Annotated in this window: 20 protein-coding genes; 16 read left to right on the top strand and 4 right to left on the bottom strand. The window is 64.9% G+C overall.

The features are described from left to right. Positions 1 to 277 precede the first annotated feature (277 nt). Entirely contained in the window at positions 278 to 1,018 is a 741-nt protein-coding gene (locus J8I87_RS35295) for a response regulator (RefSeq protein WP_209936931.1), read from the top strand. A gap of 98 nt (positions 1,019 to 1,116) precedes the next feature. Further along, the gene (locus J8I87_RS35290; protein WP_209936938.1) at positions 1,117 to 2,394 is read left to right on the top strand and encodes an ATP-binding protein; all 1,278 of its coding nucleotides are present in this window, start codon (positions 1,117 to 1,119) and stop codon (positions 2,392 to 2,394) included. Between the two features lie 24 nt (positions 2,395 to 2,418). Here J8I87_RS35290 and J8I87_RS35285 read toward each other — a convergent pair whose 3' ends face one another. Further along, positions 2,419 to 3,297, bottom strand: a complete 879-nt coding sequence (locus J8I87_RS35285) for a LysR substrate-binding domain-containing protein (protein WP_209936930.1) — start codon at positions 3,295 to 3,297, stop codon at positions 2,419 to 2,421. A 98-nt stretch (positions 3,298 to 3,395) separates the two neighbouring features. Here J8I87_RS35285 and J8I87_RS35280 point away from each other — a divergent pair, with 98 nt between their 5' ends. The 3 genes from J8I87_RS35280 (at position 3,396) to J8I87_RS35270 (ending at position 5,527) form a co-directional block, all read left to right on the top strand. Next, positions 3,396 to 4,361, top strand: coding sequence for a nitrilase-related carbon-nitrogen hydrolase (locus J8I87_RS35280; protein WP_245254381.1), 966 nt, complete (start codon positions 3,396 to 3,398; stop codon positions 4,359 to 4,361). Positions 4,362 to 4,582: 221 nt separating this feature from the next. Continuing rightward, a complete protein-coding gene (locus J8I87_RS35275; RefSeq protein ID WP_209936929.1) occupies positions 4,583 to 5,035 on the top strand; it encodes an SET domain-containing protein in 453 nt (150 codons plus the stop codon). A 264-nt stretch (positions 5,036 to 5,299) separates the two neighbouring features. Continuing rightward, on the top strand, positions 5,300 to 5,527 hold the full coding sequence (locus tag J8I87_RS35270; protein WP_245254380.1) for a hypothetical protein: 228 nt from the start codon (positions 5,300 to 5,302) through the stop codon (positions 5,525 to 5,527). A gap of 266 nt (positions 5,528 to 5,793) precedes the next feature. Here J8I87_RS35270 and J8I87_RS35265 read toward each other — a convergent pair whose 3' ends face one another. Together J8I87_RS35265 and J8I87_RS35260 are read right to left on the bottom strand one after the other, a co-directional pair. Further along, positions 5,794 to 7,224 (bottom strand): ATP-binding protein, encoded by a 1,431-nt coding sequence (locus J8I87_RS35265; RefSeq protein WP_209936927.1) that lies wholly within the window; start codon positions 7,222 to 7,224, stop codon positions 5,794 to 5,796. After that, positions 7,221 to 7,880: a response regulator gene (locus tag J8I87_RS35260; RefSeq protein WP_209936926.1), complete on the bottom strand. Its 660-nt coding sequence runs from the start codon at positions 7,878 to 7,880 to the stop codon at positions 7,221 to 7,223. The genes J8I87_RS35265 and J8I87_RS35260 overlap by 4 nt, the downstream gene beginning before the upstream one ends. A gap of 197 nt (positions 7,881 to 8,077) precedes the next feature. Between J8I87_RS35260 and J8I87_RS35255 the strand changes: the two genes are divergently transcribed. From J8I87_RS35255 to J8I87_RS35220, 8 genes are all read left to right on the top strand, one after another. Beyond that, entirely contained in the window at positions 8,078 to 8,617 is a 540-nt protein-coding gene (locus tag J8I87_RS35255; RefSeq protein WP_209936925.1) for a cytochrome b, read from the top strand. 202 nt (positions 8,618 to 8,819) lie between these two features. Further along, positions 8,820 to 9,176: a hypothetical protein gene (locus J8I87_RS35250; RefSeq protein ID WP_209936924.1), complete on the top strand. Its 357-nt coding sequence runs from the start codon at positions 8,820 to 8,822 to the stop codon at positions 9,174 to 9,176. A gap of 93 nt (positions 9,177 to 9,269) precedes the next feature. After that, positions 9,270 to 10,511: a bacteriohopanetetrol glucosamine biosynthesis glycosyltransferase HpnI gene (hpnI, locus tag J8I87_RS35245; RefSeq protein WP_209936936.1), complete on the top strand. Its 1,242-nt coding sequence runs from the start codon at positions 9,270 to 9,272 to the stop codon at positions 10,509 to 10,511. Positions 10,512 to 10,607: 96 nt separating this feature from the next. Continuing rightward, complete coding sequence (gene hpnJ / locus J8I87_RS35240; RefSeq protein ID WP_209936922.1) at positions 10,608 to 12,032, top strand: hopanoid biosynthesis associated radical SAM protein HpnJ; 1,425 nt, start codon at positions 10,608 to 10,610, stop codon at positions 12,030 to 12,032. Then, entirely contained in the window at positions 12,029 to 12,880 is an 852-nt protein-coding gene (gene hpnK / locus J8I87_RS35235) for a hopanoid biosynthesis-associated protein HpnK (protein ID WP_209936921.1), read from the top strand. Before hpnJ ends, hpnK begins: the two co-directional genes overlap by 4 nt. Next, on the top strand, positions 12,877 to 13,941 hold the full coding sequence (locus J8I87_RS35230) for a lysylphosphatidylglycerol synthase domain-containing protein (RefSeq protein ID WP_209936920.1): 1,065 nt from the start codon (positions 12,877 to 12,879) through the stop codon (positions 13,939 to 13,941). The genes hpnK and J8I87_RS35230 overlap by 4 nt, the downstream gene beginning before the upstream one ends. A gap of 178 nt (positions 13,942 to 14,119) precedes the next feature. Next, complete coding sequence (locus tag J8I87_RS35225) at positions 14,120 to 14,587, top strand: Fur family transcriptional regulator (RefSeq protein WP_209936919.1); 468 nt, start codon at positions 14,120 to 14,122, stop codon at positions 14,585 to 14,587. 446 nt (positions 14,588 to 15,033) lie between these two features. Further along, a complete protein-coding gene (locus tag J8I87_RS35220; RefSeq protein WP_280923132.1) occupies positions 15,034 to 15,738 on the top strand; it encodes a carbonic anhydrase in 705 nt (234 codons plus the stop codon). Positions 15,739 to 15,936: 198 nt separating this feature from the next. Here the strand turns inward: J8I87_RS35220 and J8I87_RS35215 are convergent, their stop codons facing one another. Then, positions 15,937 to 17,343 carry a PLP-dependent aminotransferase family protein gene (locus J8I87_RS35215; protein WP_209936918.1) on the bottom strand — a complete coding sequence of 469 codons (1,407 nt, stop codon included), beginning with the start codon at positions 17,341 to 17,343 and terminating at the stop codon, positions 15,937 to 15,939. An 866-nt stretch (positions 17,344 to 18,209) separates the two neighbouring features. On the opposite strand from J8I87_RS35215, the gene J8I87_RS35210 reads away from it, so the two are divergent. From J8I87_RS35210 to J8I87_RS35200, 3 genes are read left to right on the top strand one after another with little or no spacing between them, the layout of a single operon-like run. Further along, positions 18,210 to 18,356: a hypothetical protein gene (locus J8I87_RS35210; protein ID WP_209936917.1), complete on the top strand. Its 147-nt coding sequence runs from the start codon at positions 18,210 to 18,212 to the stop codon at positions 18,354 to 18,356. A 46-nt stretch (positions 18,357 to 18,402) separates the two neighbouring features. Beyond that, positions 18,403 to 19,392, top strand: a complete 990-nt coding sequence (locus tag J8I87_RS35205) for an iron-containing redox enzyme family protein (RefSeq protein WP_313067831.1) — start codon at positions 18,403 to 18,405, stop codon at positions 19,390 to 19,392. Continuing rightward, a complete protein-coding gene (locus J8I87_RS35200; RefSeq protein ID WP_209936916.1) occupies positions 19,392 to 20,387 on the top strand; it encodes an iron-containing redox enzyme family protein in 996 nt (331 codons plus the stop codon). The genes J8I87_RS35205 and J8I87_RS35200 overlap by 1 nt, the downstream gene beginning before the upstream one ends. The last annotated feature ends 1 nt before the right edge of the window (position 20,388 follow it).

Below are 20,388 nucleotides of genomic sequence, written 5' to 3'. Positions count from 1 at the left end.
GAAAGTAGGTGCCGCCCCGCACAGGGGCGACGCCTGCGCCGCGAGGCGCATCGCGGATGCCAGCGAAAGCGGCAAAACACAACCCGCATCGCGGATGCCAGCGACAGCGGCAAGAACAAACCGCAATCGCGGATGCCAGCGACAGCGGCAAAAGAGCAAATCGCAATCGCGGATGCCAGCGACAGCGGCAAAAGAGCAAACCGCAATCGCGGATGCCAGCGCAGCGCCAAACACCAACCTCATCGCGTCGCAGACAAAAAATCGGAAGGAGCCCCGTGTGGAAAACCCAGACCACGTTCTGATCGTCGACGACGACCGTGACATCCGCGAACTGGTCGGCACGTATCTCGGCAAGAATGGCGTGCGCGTGACGCTCGCCTCCGGCGGCCGTCAGATGCGCACCGCGCTCGCGGGCGACCGGCCGGACCTGATCGTGCTCGACCTGATGCTGCAGGGCGAAAGCGGCCTCGACCTGTGCCGCGAACTGCGCGCGGGCGAGTTCCAGACCATCCCGATCCTCATGCTGACCGCGCTGAGCGAAGAGACCGACCGCGTCGTCGGCCTGGAGATGGGCGCCGACGACTATCTCGCGAAACCCTTCGCCGTGCGCGAGCTGCTCGCGCGCATCCGCGCAATCCTGCGCCGCGCGCGCATGATGCCGCCCGGCAACGAGCAGGCGGCCACGTCGCACTACCTGCGCTTCGGCGACTGGCGGCTCGATACGATCGGCCGCAATCTGATCGATAGCGACGGCACGATGGTCGCGTTGAGCGGCGCAGAGTACCGGCTGCTGCGCGTGTTCGTCGATCATGCGCAGCGCGTGCTCACGCGCGATCAGTTGCTGACGCTGACGCAAGGCCGGCAGACGGAGCCGTTCGACCGCTCGATCGATCTGCTCGTTAGCCGCGTGCGCCAGCGCCTGCGCGACGACGCGCGCGAGCCGCGCTACATCAAGACGCTGCGCAACGAGGGCTACGTGTTCTCGTCGCTCGTCACAGCCGAGGACGGCAACGGATGACGCAAGTATCGGGTCAATCGCGAGGTCAATCGCGAGGTCAACTGCGAGGTCAATTGCATGATCGGCTGCGCAGCCTGTGGCCGCCGCGCACGCTCTTCATGCGGCTATCGCTGATCTTCGTTGCGGGGCTGCTCGCCGCGCAGACGCTGTCGTTCTGGCTGACGATGACCGAGCGCAACGAAGCCACGATGCACGTGATGGTCGGCTATATCGGCCAGGAAGTGACGAGCTCGGTGGCGCTGCTGGATCGGCTGACGCCCGCCGAGCGTGTCGAATGGCTGCCGAAGCTCGCGCGGCGCAGCTACCGTTTCGTGCTCGGTCCGGGCACGAGCGGCATGCCGCCCGACGCGAAGCTGTCGCAGCAAATCGGCGCGACGATCGCGAAGGATGTCGGCGCGCGCTACAACGTGACGGCCAACTCAGTGCCAGGCGGCAGCGAACATCTGGAAGTGCACTTGACGTTGAGCGACGGAACGCCGCTCACCATCGACATGCATCCGATGCACGGCATTCCGCTGTCGCCGTGGCTGCCGCTCGTGCTGGCCGCGCAACTGGCGCTGCTCGCGGGTTGCGCATGGGTCGCCGTGCGCCTCGCGACGCGGCCGCTCGAGCGTCTCGCGCGCGCCGCGGATACGCTCGGGCCGGACCTCGCGCCCGCTGCGCTGCCGGAAGACGGCCCCGAGGAAGTCGCGCGCGCGTCGAAGGCATTCAACTCGATGCAGGCGCGTATCGGCATCTACATGCGCGAGCGTCTGCAGATACTCGCGGCAATTTCGCACGATCTGCAAACCCCCATCACGCGGATGCGCCTGCGCGCCGATCTGCTCGACGACGAAACGGAGCGCGCGCGTCTGCAAAAGGATCTGAAGGAGATGGAGCTGCTCGTGCGCGAAGGCGTCGCGTATGCGCGCACGCTGCACGGCGCCGATGAAAAACCCTGCCGCGTCGATCCCGACGCGCTGCTGGAGAGCATCGTCAGCGACTATGCGGATGCGGGCGACCCCGTGTCGCTGACAGGGCGAGTCGGCGCGACAGTGACGACGCGGCCGCAGGCGCTGCGCCGCATTCTCGGCAACCTGATCGACAACGCGCTGAAGTACTCGGGCGGCGACGCAGTGACGGTCGCGGTGAATGTGGATGCGACGCGCGCGCAACGACTGTCCATTGCCGTGCTCGATCGCGGCCCGGGCATTCCGCACGACCAGCTAGATGCCGTGTTCCAGCCGTTTTACCGTGTCGAGACGTCGCGCAATCGCGAGACGGGCGGCACGGGACTCGGGCTCGCCATCGCGAAGCAGCTCGCGCAATCGATGAGCGCCACGCTCACGCTGCGCAATCGCGAGGGCGGCGGCCTCGAAGCGCGCCTCACGCTCTAGGCGGCCGCGACCCGCACGCCTACGCTACGCGGCGTGCCTGGTCGCGCCGCGCACGTACTCGACGAAGCGCGCGACAACGGGATCGTCACGCTGCGTTTGCCACGCGAGACCGACGCGCCATTGCGCGGACGCATCTTTCAGCCGGAACACGCGCGCGTCTCGCAACAGGTATTGCGCGCGCGACGGCAGAAACGCCGCGCCCACGCCCGCCGCCACGGCGGCCAGCACCGACTGGATATCGTCCGTCTGCTGGATCACGCGCGGCGCGAAGCCGCGCTCGGCGCACCACGCGTCGATCACGCCGGCAAGCCCCGGCCCGCGGCTGCGCGCGAGCCCGATGAAACCGAGATCGTTGAGCTCGTCGAGCTTCGCGGGCAGGCGTTTCCACTTCGCGTGCTGCGGCACGGCGAGCGCAAGCGACTCGTCGATGACGGGGAACGCCGACAGGCCCGCGTCGGCGGGCAGGCGCAGAAAGCCGGCCTCGAGCTTGCCCGCGAACAGTCGCCGCGTCTGCTCCGCCGACGACAGGTCGTTCAACGTCACGCCGATGTTCGGATGCTGCTTGCGGTACGCGGCGATCAAAGATGGCGCGAGCGTGAGCGTCGACAGACCGAGCCCGATGCGCAGATGGCCGCGCCGGCCGCTGCTGGACTCGCGTGCGCGGGCGAGCACATCGTCGGCATCGCGCACGAGCGTTTCGGCATCGGGCAGGAACGCCGCGCCGAACGTCGTCAGCTCCGCGCCGTGGCGGCCACGTTCGAAGAGCCGTCCACCGAGGCTCTCTTCGAGCGCGAGAACCTGCTTGCTCAACGCGGGTTGGCTCAAGTGCAGCGCTTCGGCGGCGCGGCCGAAATGGCGCAGACTGGCGACTGTCAGGAATGCGCGCAGCAACCGGATTTCCATTTGTAGGGGTTATCGTATCGACCGAATTATTCATTTTACTTATGTAATCGTGAGCGGTCCAATGGAGGCGTTCCTTCAATGCAGATCCCAGGCCCGTCATGTCCATGTCCTCGTTGCCCACTGCGACGCTGCGTGTCGCTTCGATTCCCTTCGCGGCGCAACGCGGCGCGATTGAACACAACGTCGAGCACGTCGTCGCCAGGCTCGAACATGCGGCCCTCGACGGCGTGGCGCTCGCGGTGTTTCCAGAGGCGTGCCTGACGGGCGGCATCGAAGAGCCTGTTTCGTCCGGGCTGCGCAAGGCGCGGCGCGCGCACTTGAGCGCGCTCGCCACGAGTGTCGACAGTCCTCTGCTGGCGGCCGTCGCCGATGCCGTCGAGCGCACGGGCGTGGCGGCGGGCGTGGGGTTGATCGAGCGTGGCGCGAACGGCGCGTTGCACAGCAGCTATGCGATGTATCTGCCAGGCGGCGAGCGTCACGTGCATCGCAAGCTGCAAACGGACGGCCAGCGGCATATCGCGTGCGGCGATCGCTTCACGGTGTTCGACACGCGCCGGGGATGGCGGCTCGCGGTGCTGGTCGGCGGCGACAACTATCTGGTCGAGAACGCGCGGATGGCGGCGCTGCTCGGCGCGGGGCTGCTGGTTGCGCCGCATGCGCCGTCGGGCGCAACGGATGCGGCAGGCGACGTGTGGATGCGCCGCATGTTGCCGGCGCGCGCGCTCGACAATGGCATGTTCGTCGTCTATTGCGATGGCGCGCGGCGCGGTGAGCACGAAAGCGAGGATGCTGCCGCCGCGATCGTCGATCCGTGCGGGCACATCGTCGCGCAAGGCGTGCGCGGCGGCGACATGGTTGTCGCGGACCTGGACCCGGCGTTGATCGCCACGAGCCCCGGCCATCGCTGGCTGGGTGCGAGACGGCCCGATCTGTATGCGCGGCTTTCGCGCGACATGCAGCCCGCGGCATCCGCGCGCGGCGGATACGAGCCGCGCAGCGCGAGCGCGCGCGGCGCGGTGCCCATCAGCTTCGCGGTCGTGAAGCGCGACGCGGCCGGCTTCTAAGCCTGCTTCTGAGCCTGTTTCTAAGCCTGTTTCCGAACCTGTTCTTGATCCTGTTTCTGATCCCGTTCCTGAGCGGCCGTTATCGCAACCGCGTTGGCAACCTGCGTGTGTTACAGATTCGCTGCACGTGAGAGGGGCAGAGGACGAACATATGCACATCGATAACAGCGCATATTTTTCGCGCCCTATACTGAACGGTGATTCCTCTTCGAAAGCCATCCATGCGTCGTTTAACAGTCAGGCGGTCGCCGATTCACGGTAAAGGTGTGTTTGCGTTGTGCGCGCTTACGGCGGGCGAACGCATCATCGAATACAAAGGCGAAGTCACGTCATGGCGGCGCGCCGCCCGACGCATCCAGCGCAGCGGCGAGTATGGGCACACGTTCGTGTTCGGCCTGTCGGATGGGCGCGTGATCGACGGCAGCGTCGGCGGCAATAGCGCACGCTGGATCAATCATGCGTGCAACGCGAACTGCGAGGCGGTCGAAATCGATGGGCGCGTCTTTATCGAAGCCACTGTCGATATCCAGCGCGGCGAGGAGTTGTTTATCTCCTACGGCCTGTCCGTCGAAGATCCGCAAGATGAAGAAACGCGCCGGCAATACACCTGCCGCTGCGGATCGGCAACGTGCCGCGGCACGATGCTCGCGGAGGCGGACGACGCGCACGCGTGACGTCGCGGCTTCGCGTCGCGGCGGTGCATTGCGGTCGTGCATCAAGGCCATGAATTGCGGTTTTGATGCGCACACGCCACCGCGCGATTCATTGCCTACGGATGACATGCATTGCCCGATGTGGGAGCAGGCGTCGTATCTATCGCGTTGCCGCCGTGCGCGCGAGCGCATGGCCGGCCGGGTTCGGCTGGCGTGTCGCCGCGCTGTGATACAGTGCCGCAGCGTTCCAGAGAGGCGTCCATGACAAACCGACCACGGAAGACCATGCATTCCCCGGCGCAGACCTTGCCGGCCCTGCTCATCGAACTGGAGGCATCTCTGCCATCGTTGATGGCGCAACCCGCCGCGTTTTCATCCGCGCTGGTTCGCGTCTGCCGGGGCCTTGAGCACGCAAGCGCGCCGCTTCGCCAGCGCAAGCCCCGCACCGCGCAGCCTGGGCGCAGGAAAGCCGTCCGCGTCGATGTGCCGATGTCGCTGCCGCTCTTTCCCTGACGCTAGCAGCATCGCAAACACGCGACGTCGCGTCGCGCGCGCGGCCTGTCGAGCCATTCGCGAATCATCACCCCGCATGAGGACGCCACGGGCCCGCATCATCGTCGCGTCTCTTATCGAACCTTCGCTGTCCGCTAACGGAATCCGTAGATCAGCAGCTTTTTCCCTTCGAAGCTGATCTGGAATGTTTGCCATCCGTGCTCGAAATGAAGATGCAGTGCGTCGTGCAAAGCGCGATGACGCTCACGCACCAGCGCATGTCCGCATCACCGCGCCGCCTCGCCCGATCCCATGGCCGGCACGCGCGGAAACGCAATCTGCACGGCAAGCCCGCGCCGTCCGATGCCCGAGCCGATATGAATCTGCGCATTGAAGTGCGCGGCGATGCGCGCGACGATCGACAGCCCCAGACCGCTGCCGTTGCCGCTCGCCGATGCCGTCGAGCCACGAAAGAAGCGGTCGGTGAGGCGCGCGCGTTCTTCGTCGGAGACGCCTGGGCCGTTGTCGGAGACCGTCACCGACACGGTCTGCGCATCGGCCAGCACGCTGATATGCACGCGGCCGCCGACATCGCCGTACTTGATCGCGTTGTCGAGCAGGTTGTCGATCAGCGTGCGCGCGAGCGCGCGGTCCGCGTAGACTTCGGCGTCGCGGTCGCCCGCCAGCATGACGGCCATCGATTTTTCTTCCGCGTGCGGCGCGCGAAACGCTACGGCTTCGTTCGCGACCTCGTGCAGCCTGACGGCTGACGTCGTGATCGTCTCGCGCTCGTCGAGCCGCGCGAGCAGCAGCAGTTGCTCGGCGAGATGCGCGCTGCGGTCCACGCCCTGCACGACGCGCTGCATCGCCTGTCGCTGCTGCGCGTTGTCCTGCGCGGCGAGCGCGACCTGCGCCTGGACCTTGATCGCGGCAAGGGGCGTCTTCAGTTCGTGCGCGGCATCGGCCGTGAACGCGCGCTCGCGCATGATCGACAGTTGCAGGCGCGCGAGCAGCTGATTGATGGCTTCGACGAGCGGCCTCACTTCAGCGGGCGCGGGATTGACCTGGATTGGCTCCAGATTGCGCCCATCGCGTGCGCGCACCGCCTTCGAGATCGCCGACAGCGGCTTGAAGCTGTGCCCGACGCTGAACCACACGAGCAGCGCGAGCACGGGCAGGGCGACGACGATCGGCCGCGCGATGCGGCTCGCCACGCCCGTCGACAGATCGCTGCGCACGTTGGCCGGCTCCAGCACGCGCACGGTGCGGCCCGTGGCGCTGTCGCGCAATGCGTACGCGAGCCACATCTGTGCGCCGACCGTCAGCCGGTGCACGCCTTCGGCCGCCTCGCCCGGCTCGATGGGCCGGTTCATCGCGGCGAGCCCGGGGCTTTCGGCGATCACGCGGCCCGCCGCGTCGCGCACGTCGAAAAGCGCATAGCGCGGCGTTGCATCGGAGTCGTCGTCGACGGCGGGCGACGCGCGCGTGTACTCGTTGCGCACGTCGACGCCCGTGGCGGCGAGCCGCGTGAGATTGTGGCCGTCGAGCTCGACGAGCAGATGTGCGAGCTGAACGAGGCGCGCGTCATCCCATTCGTCGACCTCGCGCGTCGCGTTGCTGAAGCTCCACGCGAACATCACCGCCCATACCGCGCCGACGCTGACGAGAATCAACCACATCAGGCGGCGGCGGATCGACGTCGATCGCATGCGCGTCATGTCTTGTCCACGATGTAGCCGAAGCCGCGCACGGTGCGGATTACGTCGCTGCCGAGCTTCTTGCGCAGGTTCGACACATGCACTTCGACGGCATTGCTCTCGACTTCCTCGTGCCAGCCGTACAGGCTTTCCTCGATGCGCGAGCGCGGCTGCGGCACGCCCGCGTGCGTCAGCAGGTGGATCAGCACGGCCCATTCGCGTGCCGTGAGCGGCACGCGCGCGCCATCTTTCGACACCGTCTGCGCAACGGGGTCGACGCTCAGATCGCGCCATGCGATCAGATCGGTGCTGCGCCCCTGCGAGCGGCGAATCAGCGCGCGGCAGCGCGACACGAGTTCCGGGAGATCGAAGGGCTTGCCGAGGTAATCGTCGGCGCCTGCGTCGAGGCCGCGCACCTTGTCGGCGGCCGTGTCCTTCGCGGTCAGCACCAGCACGGGGACGTCGTTGCCGCGCGCGCGCAGCGCTTTCAGCAGATCCATGCCGGACAGCTTCGGCAACCCGAGGTCGAGGATGACGAGCAGGTAATGCGTGGTCGCGAGGGCTAGATCGGCATGCTGGCCGTCGCGTGCCCAGTCCACGGTAAACCCCGCGTTACGCAGCGCGACTTCGAGTCCGCTGCCGATCAGGTCGTCGTCTTCAACGAGGAGAATGCGCATGATAGGTCTGTCTGCCCGCATGGCGGGCGTGTCTCGATGGGTAGCAGTCTAGCGCGTGTGGGACATATGTACGTATGGATCAAGGCAGTACGGGACCTTAAGCATTTCTTCAGATCCGGCTGTTTAGGATCGCAGCTTCGCGGCCTGCCCGTATGTGCGCGAGCGTTGTGCGCCGCTTCATCCCGACGAGAACCAATATGAACGTTGATACCTCCATACGACGCCCCGCCTATGACGGCATCGCACGCCTTTTGCACTGGCTGGTCGCGCTGCTGGTCGCCGCGCAGTTCGTGATCGGCTGGACGATGCCCGAAGTGCATCGCAATACCTTGCCCGACGGCCTGATCGCATGGCACCTCGGCGTCGGCGCGGCCATTGTCGCCGCCGTGCTGTGCCGCATCGTATGGCGCGCGACGCATGCGCCGCAACCCGCGGCGTTGCCGCCGTCGCTGGCGTTCGTCTCGCGCGCGACGCACGCGCTGCTGTATGCGTTGCTGGTCGCGGTGCCGCTTGCGGGCTGGGCGAACGCATCGTCGCGCGGCTGGGCGGTGAAGCTCTTCGGCGCCGTGCGTTATCCCGATCTGACGCAGTCCGGTTCGCCGACGGGCCACGCGCTCGGCGACGTGCACGGCTGGCTCGCATGGGTGCTGCTTGCGCTCGTCGTACTGCATGTGGGCGGCGCGCTCTTTCATCACCTCGTGCGCAAGGACGACGTGTTGCAACGGATGCTTCCGTAAGCTGTGCGCAATGTAATGCAAGCCGCACGAAACGCGCACGCTGCAAAAGGGCTTAATACTTTCTTCAGAATCGGCTCGCTACCATCGGCATGCCGTGTCCGCAGACGTCGGGCACGCTCGAATCCGTCGCACCGTCACGCAGGCTTCACACTTTCGAAGTAAGCGCAGCGAGCCGGTGCGCGCCATGTAGGGCTGCTGTGTGATGAACCAGACCACTGTTGAAATGATCCGCGCGCATCTCGTCACCGCTTGCCTTGCCGCGACGGTTATCGACCTCGCGGTCATGAGCCTGCTTTTCTTTTGCGATTTTCCGGAGACGCTGTTCGAGACGATGTCATTCCGGATGCTTACGTTCACCTTGTTGCTGGCTGCCATTCTGGTGACGCGCCATGCGGCAGGCATTGCGTTTCGCGCGGCGATGCGGCGGCGCCATGCGCATTTCGTCGGGCAAGGCGACGGCGTATGTGTGTCTGCAATGTGTCCGGCGCGCAGCCTGGTCATCCTTCATCTGCATTTCACCGGCATGCCGTACGTTCCCGTCAACCGGACGGGATGGTGACAGCGCCTCGACGAATGTCGCCCCACGTGTGCACAGGGTTGCGGCGTCGCACAGGCGCCAGCTTCTGAAGTTTTTGGCCGGAGCAATTGAATGATGCAGGACTCGCTATACCACATCTACTGGCTACCGACCGCCTTGGCGCTGATTGCGGCGTGTTATGCCGTGGTCGCGGTGATCGCCTCACTGGTCTCGCGCGCGTATGCCGCCGCGCGCGAACGGCGCCGCGCGCCCACGCGCGTGAGCGTGCTCAAGCCGTTGTGCGGCGCAGAGCCCAGGCTCTTCGAAAATCTCGCAACATTCTGCGAGCAGATGCATCCATGCTTCGAACTGGTTTGCGGCGTGTCGCGCGCGGACGATCCCGCCGTCGCGATCGTGCGCCGTCTGCAGGCCGCGTATCCGCGCTGCCGTATTTCACTCGTGATCGATCCGCGCGTTCACGGGACCAATCTGAAGGTGAGCAATCTGATCAATCTCGCGCAGTCGGCGCGCTACGACACGTTCGTGCTCGCAGACAGCGACATCGCCGTCGAAGCCGACTATCTGCAGCGTGTCTGCGCGCCCCTCGTCGATCCGCAGGTCGGCATCGTCACCTGCCTTTACCGCGCGAAGGGCATTGCCGGATTCTGGTCGCGCGTGGGCGCACAGTTCATCAACGAATGGTTTGTGCCGTCGGTGCGCGTCGCGCACGCGCTCGGCTCGACGCGCTTCGGCTTTGGCGCGACGCTCGCGTTGAGGCGCGAGACGCTCGAGCGCATCGGCGGCTTTGAGACGCTGCGCAACACGCTCGCCGATGACTACTGGCTCGCCGAGCACGTGCGCGAACTCGGCTTGCGCACGGTGCTGTCGCCCGTGATCGTCGAAACGGATGTCACGGAAAGCACCTTGCCGGCCTTGTGGGATCGCGAAACGCGCTGGCTGCGCACGATCCGCTCGGTGAACCGCGCGGGCTTCACGTTCCTGTTCGTGACGATCACGCTGCCGTGGATGCTGTGCGGCGCGTGGCTCGCGTTCGAACTGCATGGCGGCGGCCGTGCGCCGCACGGCGCGTTTGCGCATCCGCAGGCGTGGGCCGCGCTCGCCGCCGCGACGGTGGTGGGCGTATCGGCGCGCGTCGTGCTGCATGCGATGATGAGCGGTGAGCGGAGTATGTTCTGGCGCGATCTCGCGCTGATTCCCGTGCGCGATGCATTGCTGTTCGCGCAGTGGATGGCGGGGTCGTTCGGCTCGACGGTGGTGTGGCGCGGCGTGCGCATGCCCGTCGAGGACGCGGACCTTCCCGCGACGGTATTCCGGACCGAGCCCGTCAAGGCACTCGAAGTATCCGACGGCCGTTGAACGCGCTGCCGATGCAGTCATGCGCAATCGGCTGCGCGATCGGCTCCGTATTCGGCCCCCCGTATTCGGCTCAATTGAAACTCGTGGAAAACGAAGATGAAGAAGACGCTATTTTTGCAGGCCCCGTCGTACGACGGATTCGATGGCGGCGCCGGGTCGCGCTATCAGGCGAAGCGCGAAATCCGCTCGTTCTGGTATCCGACATGGCTCGCGCAGCCGGCCGCGCTCGTGCCGGGCAGCCGCGTGCTCGATGCGCCCGCCGATGGCCTGTCCGTCGAAGCGTCGCTGGCGATCGCGCAGGAGTATGAACTCGTCGTCATTCACACGAGCACGCCGTCGTTCCCGACGGATGCGCTGTTCGCCGAGCAGTTGAAAGCGCGCGCGCCGAACGTGCTGATCGGCATGGTCGGCGCAAAGGTCGCCGTCGATCCGCACAACTCGCTGACGGCCAGCGACGCGATCGATTTCGTCTGCCGCGAGGAGTTCGACTTCACCTGCAAGGAGCTCGCCGAAGGTCTGCCGTTTGCGCAGATCAAGGGCTTGAGCTATCGCGCCGCCGATGGTTCGATCGAGCATAACGAAGCGCGCCCGATCCTCGAGAACATGGACGAGCTGCCGTTCGTCGCGCCCGTCTACCAGCGCGATCTGAAGATCGACAACTATTTCATCGGCTATCTGAAGCACCCGTATGTGTCGATCTATACGGGACGCGGCTGCCGTTCGCGCTGCACGTTCTGCCTGTGGCCGCAGACGGTGGGCGGGCATCGCTATCGCACGCGCTCAGTGGAGAACGTGCTCGAAGAAGTGAAATGGATTCGCGACAACATGCCTGAAGTGAAGGAGATCATGTTCGACGACGATACCTTCACCGACTTCAAGCCGCGCGTCGAGGAGATCGCGCGCGGTCTCGGCAGGCTCGGCGTCACGTGGTCGTGCAACGCGAAGGCGAACGTGCCTTATTCGACGCTGAAGATCATGAAGGAAAACGGTCTGCGCCTGTTGCTCGTCGGTTATGAATCGGGCGACGACCAGATCCTGCTGAACATCAAGAAGGGGCTGCGCACGGATATCGCGCGGCGCTTCTCCGAAGACTGCCGCAAGCTCGGCATCAAGATTCACGGCACCTTCATTCTCGGCCTGCCGGGCGAAACGAAAGAGACGATCGGCAAGACCATCCAGTACGCGAAGGAAATCAATCCGCACACCATCCAGGTGTCGCTCGCCGCGCCTTATCCGGGCACCACGCTCTACAGGCAGGCCGTCGAAAACGGCTGGCTCGAAGAGAACAAGGTGATCAACCTGGTGAGCAAGGAGGGTGTGCAGCTCGCGGCCATCGGCTATCCGCATCTGTCGCGCGAAGAGATTTATCACCAGCTCGAACAGTTCTATCGCGAGTTCTATTTCCGGCCGTCGAAGATCTGGGAGATCGTGCGCGAGATGCTGATGAGCTGGGAGATGATGAAGCGGCGCCTGCGCGAAGGCGTCGAGTTCTTCCGCTTCCTGCGGGCTCACGAGGCATGACGCCGGGCGCGGCGCACAAACCGCGACGCGCGCTGATCGTGACGGCCGACGACTTCGGTCTGCATCCGCGGATCAACGAAGCCGTCGAGCGCGCGCATCAGAACGGAGTGCTGACGGCGGCGAGCCTGATGGTGTCGGCGCCCGCCGCTGCCGATGCCGTGCGCCGCGCGCAGCGCAATCCGACCTTGCGGGTGGGCTTGCATATCGTGCTGGCCGACGGCGTGCCGATACTCGCGACCCATCTGATCCCGGCGCTCGTCAACCGGCAAGGCCGGCTCGGCGACCGGATGGTGCGCGACGGCTTGCGCTTTTTCCTCGTGCCGGAAGTGCGCCGTCAGCTGAAAGCGGAAATCCGCGCGCAATTCCAGGCGTTCGCGCGCACGGGCCTCAAGCTCGATCACGTGAACACGCACAAGCACTTTCATCTGCATCCGACCGTGCTCGCGCTGATCATCGAAGTGGGCAGCGAATATGGGCTGCGGGCGATGCGCCTGCCGTACGAGCCCGGCGCGCCGCGCTGGATCAAGCCCTGGATGGCCCGCGTGCGCAAGCAGTTGGATAATGCAGGGATTGCGCACAACGATTACGTGGTCGGCATGTCGCAGACGGGAAACATGGACGAGGCGGCGCTGCTCGCCGCGCTCGCGCGGCTGCCTGAAGGCGTCGGCGAGATTTACAGTCATCCGGCCGTGGCCGGGGAAGGGGCGATCACGCCCACGATGCAGACGTACCGGCACAGCGACGAACTCGATGCGTTGCTGTCCGAGCGTGTCGCATCGGCTATTGCCGCGAGCGGGGCCATCACCGGCGGATTCGCCGATGTGTTCTCGCAGCGGCCTTACGTATGATGAAGTGGCTCAGATGGTTAGGTTTGCCCGTGGGCATCGCGGTGCTGATCGCGCTCGCGCTGCATGGCGGCATGGGCGACGTGCTGAATGCCGTGGGTTCGGCGGGTTTCGTGCTGCTGTGGCTCGTGCCGCTGCATGCACTGCCGCTTCTGCTCGACGCGCTGGCATGGTGGCTGCTGCTCGGCAAGCGGGCGTCGCTGATGTACCTGTGGTGGGTCGCGACCGTGCGCGAGGCGGTGAGCCGGCTGTTGCCCGTGGCGAGCATCGGCGGCGAGTTCGTCGGCGTGCGGCTGGCGCGCTGGCGGGTCGGCGATGCGAGTGTCGTGGGCGCGTCCGTGATCGTCGAAGTGCTGGTGACGTTGGGCGTGCAGTATGTGTTCGCCGCGCTCGGCCTCGTGCTGGTCCTCGCGCAGACAGGGCACGACGATCTGCTCGTGACGATCGGCGCGGCGTTGTTGCTGTCGTTGCCGCTGCCCATCGTGGTGTTCGTGCTGCTGCGTCGTGGCGGGCTCTTTCGCGCGCTCGAGCGCTGGTCGGCGCGTCTGCCGATGAGCGCGCATTGGGGCGCGCAGCCCATGCTCGGCGAGCGGCTCGACGCCGCCATCGACACGCTGCTGCGTGAACCGCGCCTGTTGCTGCGCGCGTTTGTCTGGCAGTTTGCCGGCTATCTGATGGGCGCGTCGGAGGTGTATCTCGCGCTGTGGATGCTGGGGCATCCCGTTTCGATCGGGGGCGCCATTGCCGTCGAGGCGCTCACTCAGGCGGCGCGCCAGGGCGCGTTTTTCGTGCCGTCGGGGCTCGGCGTGCAGGAGGCCGTGGTCGTGCTGCTCGCGCGGATGTTCGGCGTCGATGAGCAGACGGCTCTGTCGCTTGCGATCGTCAAGCGCATGCGCGAGGTCGTGTTCGGCTGCGCCGCGCTCGCGTCGTGGCAGGCGGCCGAGGTGGTGCGCAACCGGCGCAACGCGTGGCACGAGAAGTCCATGCTGGGGGCCGCCCGGCATCGCGCTGCACATCACGTTGCGCGTCGCGGCGACGCGCCCGCGCGCGATCGTTCGCGCTGATTTTTCCTTTGTCGGCCGCGCGCAGGCCACGCGCGCGTTGTGTTGCGCGCGTGGCGCTTCGTCGGCGGCGCGGCCATTCCGTCGAATGCGAATCGCAATCAACTAGGTTCCGGAAATGTCCGGGGCGATGTCATAGGCTGAAAGCCGGTTCCCTCGATTCGATGCAGAACGGCTGCGCATGCCGCCTCGTTCACGCCCCCCCACACATCCCGTCGACGTGCTCAAGCGCGCCGGCCTGTTAGGCACGGCGGCGCAGATCGCCGTGCTCGACTATCTGCAGCACGCGGAGCACGGCCATTTCAGCGCGGAAGAGATTCATCGGCGTATCGCCGCGCACGGCGAGCGGATGAATCTGTCCACCACTTACCGCGTGCTCAACCAACTGGTCGAGGCGGGCTTTGTCGCGAGCGTGCCGCTTGGCAAGCATCACAGCCTCTATGAACTGAATACGGGCAAGCCGCATGATCACCTCGTGTGTGTCGTGTGCGGCCGCGTCGAGGAATTCTCCGACCCGGCGATCAACCGCCGCCGCAATGCAATCGCGAAGAAGTTCGGGCTGCGCTTCGACGGCAGGGCGCTCGCGTTGCAGGGCATCTGCGCCGATTGCGCGGCGCGTGCGCATCCGCCGCGAGCTCGCGCGAGATGACGGCGGGATGGTCGCGAACGCATCGCGCGCGGTTGCGTGGATGCGTCGATCGCGGGCGTTTGCGCGGCCTGGAAAGGACCGTTTCCGCGCGGGTGATTAATCCACCGCGCGCGAACGGCTACAGTGATTCCTGTGCGCGATGCTTCCCTTCGCGCGCGAGAGAGCTTCCCCCGGTCGCCCGGAACCCGGCGACCGGGGTTTTTTTCGATTGATCGGTTTTTTTGACGCGGGTAACGTGGACCCGCCTCTTGAGAACAGGCGAGCTTTTTTGTCGAGCCCCGCGCCGCTCCGATCACGTCCGGCCGGGGCTTCTTTTATTGGCGCGCCGCTCGCGCGCATGAGGCCGGCATGGCTTGCCTGCACGCAGTTGTGACTGATCGCTGACGCCATCCCGTCGTACACTCCTTCATCCATCAACTCGATGCGCTACGAAGGGACAAAGCCTCATGTCGGACGATATGCCCAACACCCGGCGGCTTCGCGACCCGGCGAAGTCGGATCTGCTGCACCTCCTGGACGGCGTCGAGCAGTTCAGTGACGACGTCTTTCCCGCCACGCAGGCACTGTTCGAAAGTCTCGCGCAAGGCCAGGCGCCGCACACGCTGTTCATCACCTGCGCCGACTCGCGCGTGTCGCCGGAAATGATTACGCAGACCCATCCCGGCGAACTCTTCGTGTGCCGCAATATCGGTAATATCGTCCCCGCTTACGGCGAGATGCTGGGCGGCGTGTCGGCCGTCGTCGAATATGCGGTGCTGGCGCTGAACGTGCGGCAAATCGTGGTGTGCGGACACAGCGATTGCGGCGCGATGCGCGGCCTCGCGGGCACAGCGCCGATGACGGCGGAAGAGATGCCGACCGTCAATGCGTGGCTGCGCAACGCGGCAACGGCGCGTAGTGTCGTGCAGGCGCGCAATGTCGACAGCGATCATCTGGTGCAGGCGCTCGTCGAGGAGAACATCCGGCTGCAGCTGATGCATCTGCGCACGCATCCGTCCGTAGCGGGGCGGCTCGCGCAAAAACGGCTCGACGTGCAGGGCTGGGTCTACGACATCGGCCACGGACGCATCTCCGTCTTCAACGACGAAGACGACCGGTTCGAGAGCGTCAGCGAAGCGCGTGCACGGCTCGGGCGGCAGCAGGGCGGTTGAATCTGGCCAAGCTTGGCTGAGCCTGCGTGCGGCCGCCGCGGGGCGCGCAATCACCGCCGCCTGTGCGCTCGAACCTGTCCATCGCGGCTGTGACCCTGCCGCGCGACGGGCGCAGCAGCGTCGCTCGGCACGGCGCGGCGCCCGAATCAACTGCCCGAATCAACTGCCCGAATCAACCGCCCGAATCAACTGCCCGGATCAACCGCCCATCGCTGCCGCGCGGCGCAGGAAGCCCGTCGCCCGCTCGTTGTCGAGATACGCGGTATTGAAGCGAACCCACGGCGTCGGCTCGCCGTGCGGTCGGTAGTAGCTGCCCGGCTGCACCGTTATGCCGGCGCGCGCCGCTTCCGGGACGAACACTTCGGAGTTCGGCACGCCGGGCACGCGCGCCCACACCAGCGTGCCGCCGCAGGGCTCGTCGAACACTTCCCAGCCCAGTTGGGCGAGTAGCTCCACCGCAGTCGAAATGGCGCCGTTCACGCGCCGGCGCAAGCGCTCCAGATGCTTGCGATAGGTGCCGCGCTCGAGCAGCGCGGCCACGACGCGCTCGCTAAAGCGCGTGCCGCCGAGACTCGTGAGCGCCTTCACCTCGACGAAATGCTTGACGAGCCCGGATTCGGCGGCGATATAGCCGAGCCTCAGCGACGACGACAGGCTCTTCGAAAAGCCGCCGATGTACACGACGCGCGTGAGCCGGTCGAGCGACGCGAGCCGCTGCGTCGGGATGGCCTGGAAATCCGCATAGACATCGTCTTCGACGATCATGAAGTCGTGCTCCTGCGCGAGTTGCAGCAGCCGGAAGCCGACGTGAGGCGCGATGTTCGTGCCCGTCGGGTTGTGAAAGACCGTGTTGACGAAAAAGAGCTTGGGCCGGTGCTCTCTGAGCAGCGCTTCGATCGCGTCGATGTCCGGGCCCGTGGACAGGCGCGGCACGCCGACCAGCTCGATGCCCTGCAGCTTGAGCAGGCCGAACAGGTTGAAGTAGCCGGGATCTTCGACGAACACGGTGTCGCCCGGCTTGAGCAGCATCCGCACGACGAGGTCGAGCGCCTCGCTTGCGCTGTTCGTCACCATGATGTTCTGTGGCTCCGCCGCGACGCCGACGAAAGCGAGACGTTGTTCGATCTGCAGGCGCAGCACCGGGTCGCCTTGCGGGATCGCGTAGTCGATCAGGCTGCGGGCATCGCTGCGCGACGCCTGGCGGATCGCCTGCGCAATGCCTTCGACATCGCGCCACGCCTCGGGAATAAAGCCGATCGACAGGTTCAGCACCTCGTCGGGCCGCTCGAACTGGCGCAGGATCTGGTCGGATTCGGGCGTGGCGCGGATCGCGTCGAGCCCGCGCGTCACACGCGGCGCCTTTTCGAACTGCTCGGCGACGTAGTAGCCCGAGCCGTGCTTCGGCTGCAACAAGCCGCGCGTGGCGAGCCGGTCGTAGGCCTCGATAACCGGGAAGCGGCTGATGTTGTGCTCAGCCGCGAATTTGCGGATGGACGGCAGCCGCATGCCGACGCGCAGTTCGCGCGAAAGGATCAGCGCCTCCACCTGGCCGACGATCTGTTCCGTCAGCGGGGTGGCGGTTGCGACGTCGAGCGTGATTTTCATTCGCCTCCCTGTCGACCAGAGTGGGTGCTTCAACGGCTTACTCCGGTCCCATACTGCTGTAGAAGTGTTCGCGCAAGTTCACCGAACACTTCGCGCAAATTGATCGAAAGTGTTCATTCCAGTCATCGCAGTTTACCGGAACAATAGGCCCAACGAGCTAAATTGTTCGCACGAATTTTTACCTGAAAAACCATATGAATCAGTTACTTGGTTAACATTTCGTGTTTTCGCCGAACGCTGGCGAAATCGAACGAACACTTTAAGTGATTTGCAAAAGCGAAACTGTACCCAACGAATTTCCGAGGCCGTGCAAACAGATACGGCCCAGCAGAACCTGAGAGAAACCGAACCTGAGAGAAACCGAACCTGAGAGAACCGAACCTGAGAGAACCGAACCTGAGAGAACCGAACCTGAGAGAACCGAACCTGAGAGAAACCATCGAAAGGCGGCCGCGAACGAGAATCCAACCGGACCGTCCAGTGTGATATCGACCCTGAGGTGCGCTCCCGTTGCGGGAGCGCCCGTTTTGCGCGTCGGAGCATCAGGCTGCGATGCCCGTGTGACACTCGGGCGCGCCTTCGATGACGAAGTGATTGCCGCGCAGACGGCATCGAACAGATAAACACACACGTCTGACTGAACCGGAACCGGACCGTAAAGAAGCCGCTCCCGGTGTCAGGATCCACGACGGAGAACGGGGCTACATATATAAGCCTGTTGCGTTCATCGACCTGCCGCCGTGGCGGGACGATGCTGCCCGCCACACGGCTCTGGGTTTCTGGCTCCGGGTGCGAAAGAACTGGCCACGTTCGTGGACAGCTTGTTAAGCAGTGCAGAGTTAACCGCCAACCGAAGGAGATTGAAAATGACGACCCAAACGCAGGTTCAACAAGTTCAGCCGCAACAGCAATCGCAGGCACAGGTGCAATCGGACCGCCAGGAAGACAGGAAGGTCACCGTCGTCGTCAAGCCGCGCAAGGCTCGTCCCGTGCTGATTCCCGTTCACCTGTAACAGATGCGCCGGCACCTTCGCGTGCCGGCCACGAACGGAGGCTGTCGTGATCGACGACATCTTTGAACCACAAGCGTTTGTGCTGGCGGGAAAGTGTCTCAGCACGTCGCCTTTGCTCGTCATCGAAGACGACGAGCATCAATACGAATTTCCGGCGTCCGTCGACGGTGAAGACGCGGCGCCCCTCATCAGCGCATTGCGCTCGGGCATCAAGGCCGAAGAAGTACTGGCGCGCCACTCGCCGTATGAACAGAAAGTGTTCGACCGTCTGAAGGAGCTGCAACTGGTGCGTGCGGTCAAGCCGGCGCTCGCCCGCAGTGGCCTCGACGTGCTGCTCGAACTCGAAGATCTCGCCAACGAGTTGCTGTATTGCACGCTCTACAAGAACGTGTTCTGGGAGAAGTGCGCGTCGGCGGCCACGCGCGACGACATCCCGCTCAACGTTGTCCACGGGATGATCGTGGAGAACTACCATTTTCTGTTCCGCGAGAGCTATTTCGACGCGCCTGTTCTTTCGTATGTCGCGAATACGGGCGTGCGGCTCGCGATGAACGAGTTCTACGCCGAAGAGTACGGTCACGACGAACTGTTGCTCAAGGCGCTGACCACCTTGGGCGTCACGCGCGAAGATCTCGCGTGCACCGTGCCGCTGCCGCAGACCATGGCGCTATGCAACGCGCTCGCGTACTGGGCGCACAGCGATCCGCTGTTCTTCTTTTCGACGCTCGGCATTCTCGAAGGCAAGGATATCAAGCAGGATTCCTTCCTCGACGCCGCGTATCGGATCGGCGTCGATCCTGCGCTGCTCAAGCCCGTGAAGGCGCATTCGGATATCAATCTGCACGGCGGCCACGGCAGCCTGACGCGCAAGATCTTCTCGCGCATTCCCGCGATCGCCGACCCGGACGTGCGGCGCATGCGCGCGCAAACACATCTGTTCATCGAACTCTACGACCAGTTCTATACGGGCATCTGGGAACACTATTCGACGTCGCCGGCGCTGTTGCGCAAACTCGACGTCAATGGGGAGGCGTGATGCAGGCCACCACCGCAGCCGATCTTTTCGCCGCGCCGCGTTTTCGTCCCGGCGTGCAACTGGTTCAGGAAGACAATGGCCTGACCATCGACTATCGCGAGCAGTCATGCTCCGTCGTCGCCGACAAGCGCGGCGAGCTGATGTCGTTCGTCGATTCGCTCAAGCGCGGCAACACGCCGGTTTCTGAACTCAAGCGCCGCCATGCGGAGCTTGCGCCCGAGATCGACGGACTCATCGAGGAATTCGACCGGCTCGGCCTGCTGACCGAGAGCGCGTTTCCCGCACCCGCAGGATGTCTGTCGGGCGAAGAGTTCTATCACCGGCTCAGAAAATTCGCTGCCGAAACAATCGAAGCAAATTCGCAGTCGCGGCTCTATCAGGGGCTCTGCGATCGCACATTGCCGAAGAGCGCGCTGACCGGCTATGCGCTCGAGTACTTTTACATTGTGCGCGAAGCGCCCGGCCTGATCGCGCCCGCGCTCGCGCATGCCGAACCCGTCAAGGTGCAGAAGCTGCTGCAGGGCTTTCTCGCCTCCGAACTGAATCACGACGACATGCTGCGGCAATCGCTGCACGCCGTCTCGATCCGCACCGACAATCTCGACTATCTGGTGCCGCTGCCCGCCACGTTTGCGCTGTGCGCGTCGTTGGGCGTATATGCGCGTCAGCATCCGTTGAGCTTCAAGTCGCTGTTGTTCCTGTTCGAGCAGCCGAGCGTGAGCTTTCATATCGAACTGGCGAACTATTGCCGCGAGACGGGCATCCCGGAAGGCTTCTGGCGTCCGATCGCCCGTCACGCGGCGATCAACGACGAGTTCGATCACGAAGACATTTCGCTCAGCCTGCTCTCCGAAATCGAGGCCATCTCGCCCGAAGAACAGATGACCGTCAAGAAGCACGTGATGCTCGCGATCGAAACAATGGTGCTGCAAGAGAACCAGATTCTCGATTACTACGGCGGGCAGACGGTCGTCAAGCCGCGTATCTTCGCCTGAG

It is taken from the genome of Paraburkholderia sp. LEh10 (genome assembly GCF_017814945.1).
In the GTDB taxonomy this organism is placed as follows: Bacteria; Pseudomonadota; Gammaproteobacteria; order Burkholderiales; family Burkholderiaceae; genus Paraburkholderia.
The sequence above is the reverse complement of the archived record's forward strand: the minus strand, read 5'-3'. Positions and strand labels throughout refer to the sequence as shown.

Bases quoted from the DNA above. Each gene is read 5' to 3' on its own strand.
- J8I87_RS35290 (WP_209936938.1), top strand. From the start codon at position 1,117: ATGCGGCTATCGCTGATCTTCGTTGCGGGGCTGCTCGCCGCGCAGACG.
- J8I87_RS35285 (WP_209936930.1), bottom strand. From the start codon at position 3,297: ATGGAAATCCGGTTGCTGCGCGCATTCCTGACAGTCGCCAGTCTGCGC.
- J8I87_RS35280 (WP_245254381.1), top strand. From the start codon at position 3,396: ATGTCCATGTCCTCGTTGCCCACTGCGACGCTGCGTGTCGCTTCGATT.
- J8I87_RS35275 (WP_209936929.1), top strand. From the start codon at position 4,583: ATGCGTCGTTTAACAGTCAGGCGGTCGCCGATTCACGGTAAAGGTGTG.
- J8I87_RS35270 (WP_245254380.1), top strand. From the start codon at position 5,300: ATGCATTCCCCGGCGCAGACCTTGCCGGCCCTGCTCATCGAACTGGAG.
- J8I87_RS35265 (WP_209936927.1), bottom strand. From the start codon at position 7,224: ATGACGCGCATGCGATCGACGTCGATCCGCCGCCGCCTGATGTGGTTG.
- J8I87_RS35260 (WP_209936926.1), bottom strand. From the start codon at position 7,880: ATGCGCATTCTCCTCGTTGAAGACGACGACCTGATCGGCAGCGGACTC.
- J8I87_RS35255 (WP_209936925.1), top strand. From the start codon at position 8,078: ATGAACGTTGATACCTCCATACGACGCCCCGCCTATGACGGCATCGCA.
- J8I87_RS35250 (WP_209936924.1), top strand. From the start codon at position 8,820: ATGAACCAGACCACTGTTGAAATGATCCGCGCGCATCTCGTCACCGCT.
- hpnI (WP_209936936.1), top strand. From the start codon at position 9,270: ATGCAGGACTCGCTATACCACATCTACTGGCTACCGACCGCCTTGGCG.
- hpnJ (WP_209936922.1), top strand. From the start codon at position 10,608: ATGAAGAAGACGCTATTTTTGCAGGCCCCGTCGTACGACGGATTCGAT.
- hpnK (WP_209936921.1), top strand. From the start codon at position 12,029: ATGACGCCGGGCGCGGCGCACAAACCGCGACGCGCGCTGATCGTGACG.
- J8I87_RS35230 (WP_209936920.1), top strand. From the start codon at position 12,877: ATGATGAAGTGGCTCAGATGGTTAGGTTTGCCCGTGGGCATCGCGGTG.
- J8I87_RS35225 (WP_209936919.1), top strand. From the start codon at position 14,120: ATGCCGCCTCGTTCACGCCCCCCCACACATCCCGTCGACGTGCTCAAG.
- J8I87_RS35220 (WP_280923132.1), top strand. From the start codon at position 15,034: ATGTCGGACGATATGCCCAACACCCGGCGGCTTCGCGACCCGGCGAAG.
- J8I87_RS35215 (WP_209936918.1), bottom strand. From the start codon at position 17,343: ATGAAAATCACGCTCGACGTCGCAACCGCCACCCCGCTGACGGAACAG.
- J8I87_RS35210 (WP_209936917.1), top strand. From the start codon at position 18,210: ATGACGACCCAAACGCAGGTTCAACAAGTTCAGCCGCAACAGCAATCG.
- J8I87_RS35200 (WP_209936916.1), top strand. From the start codon at position 19,392: ATGCAGGCCACCACCGCAGCCGATCTTTTCGCCGCGCCGCGTTTTCGT.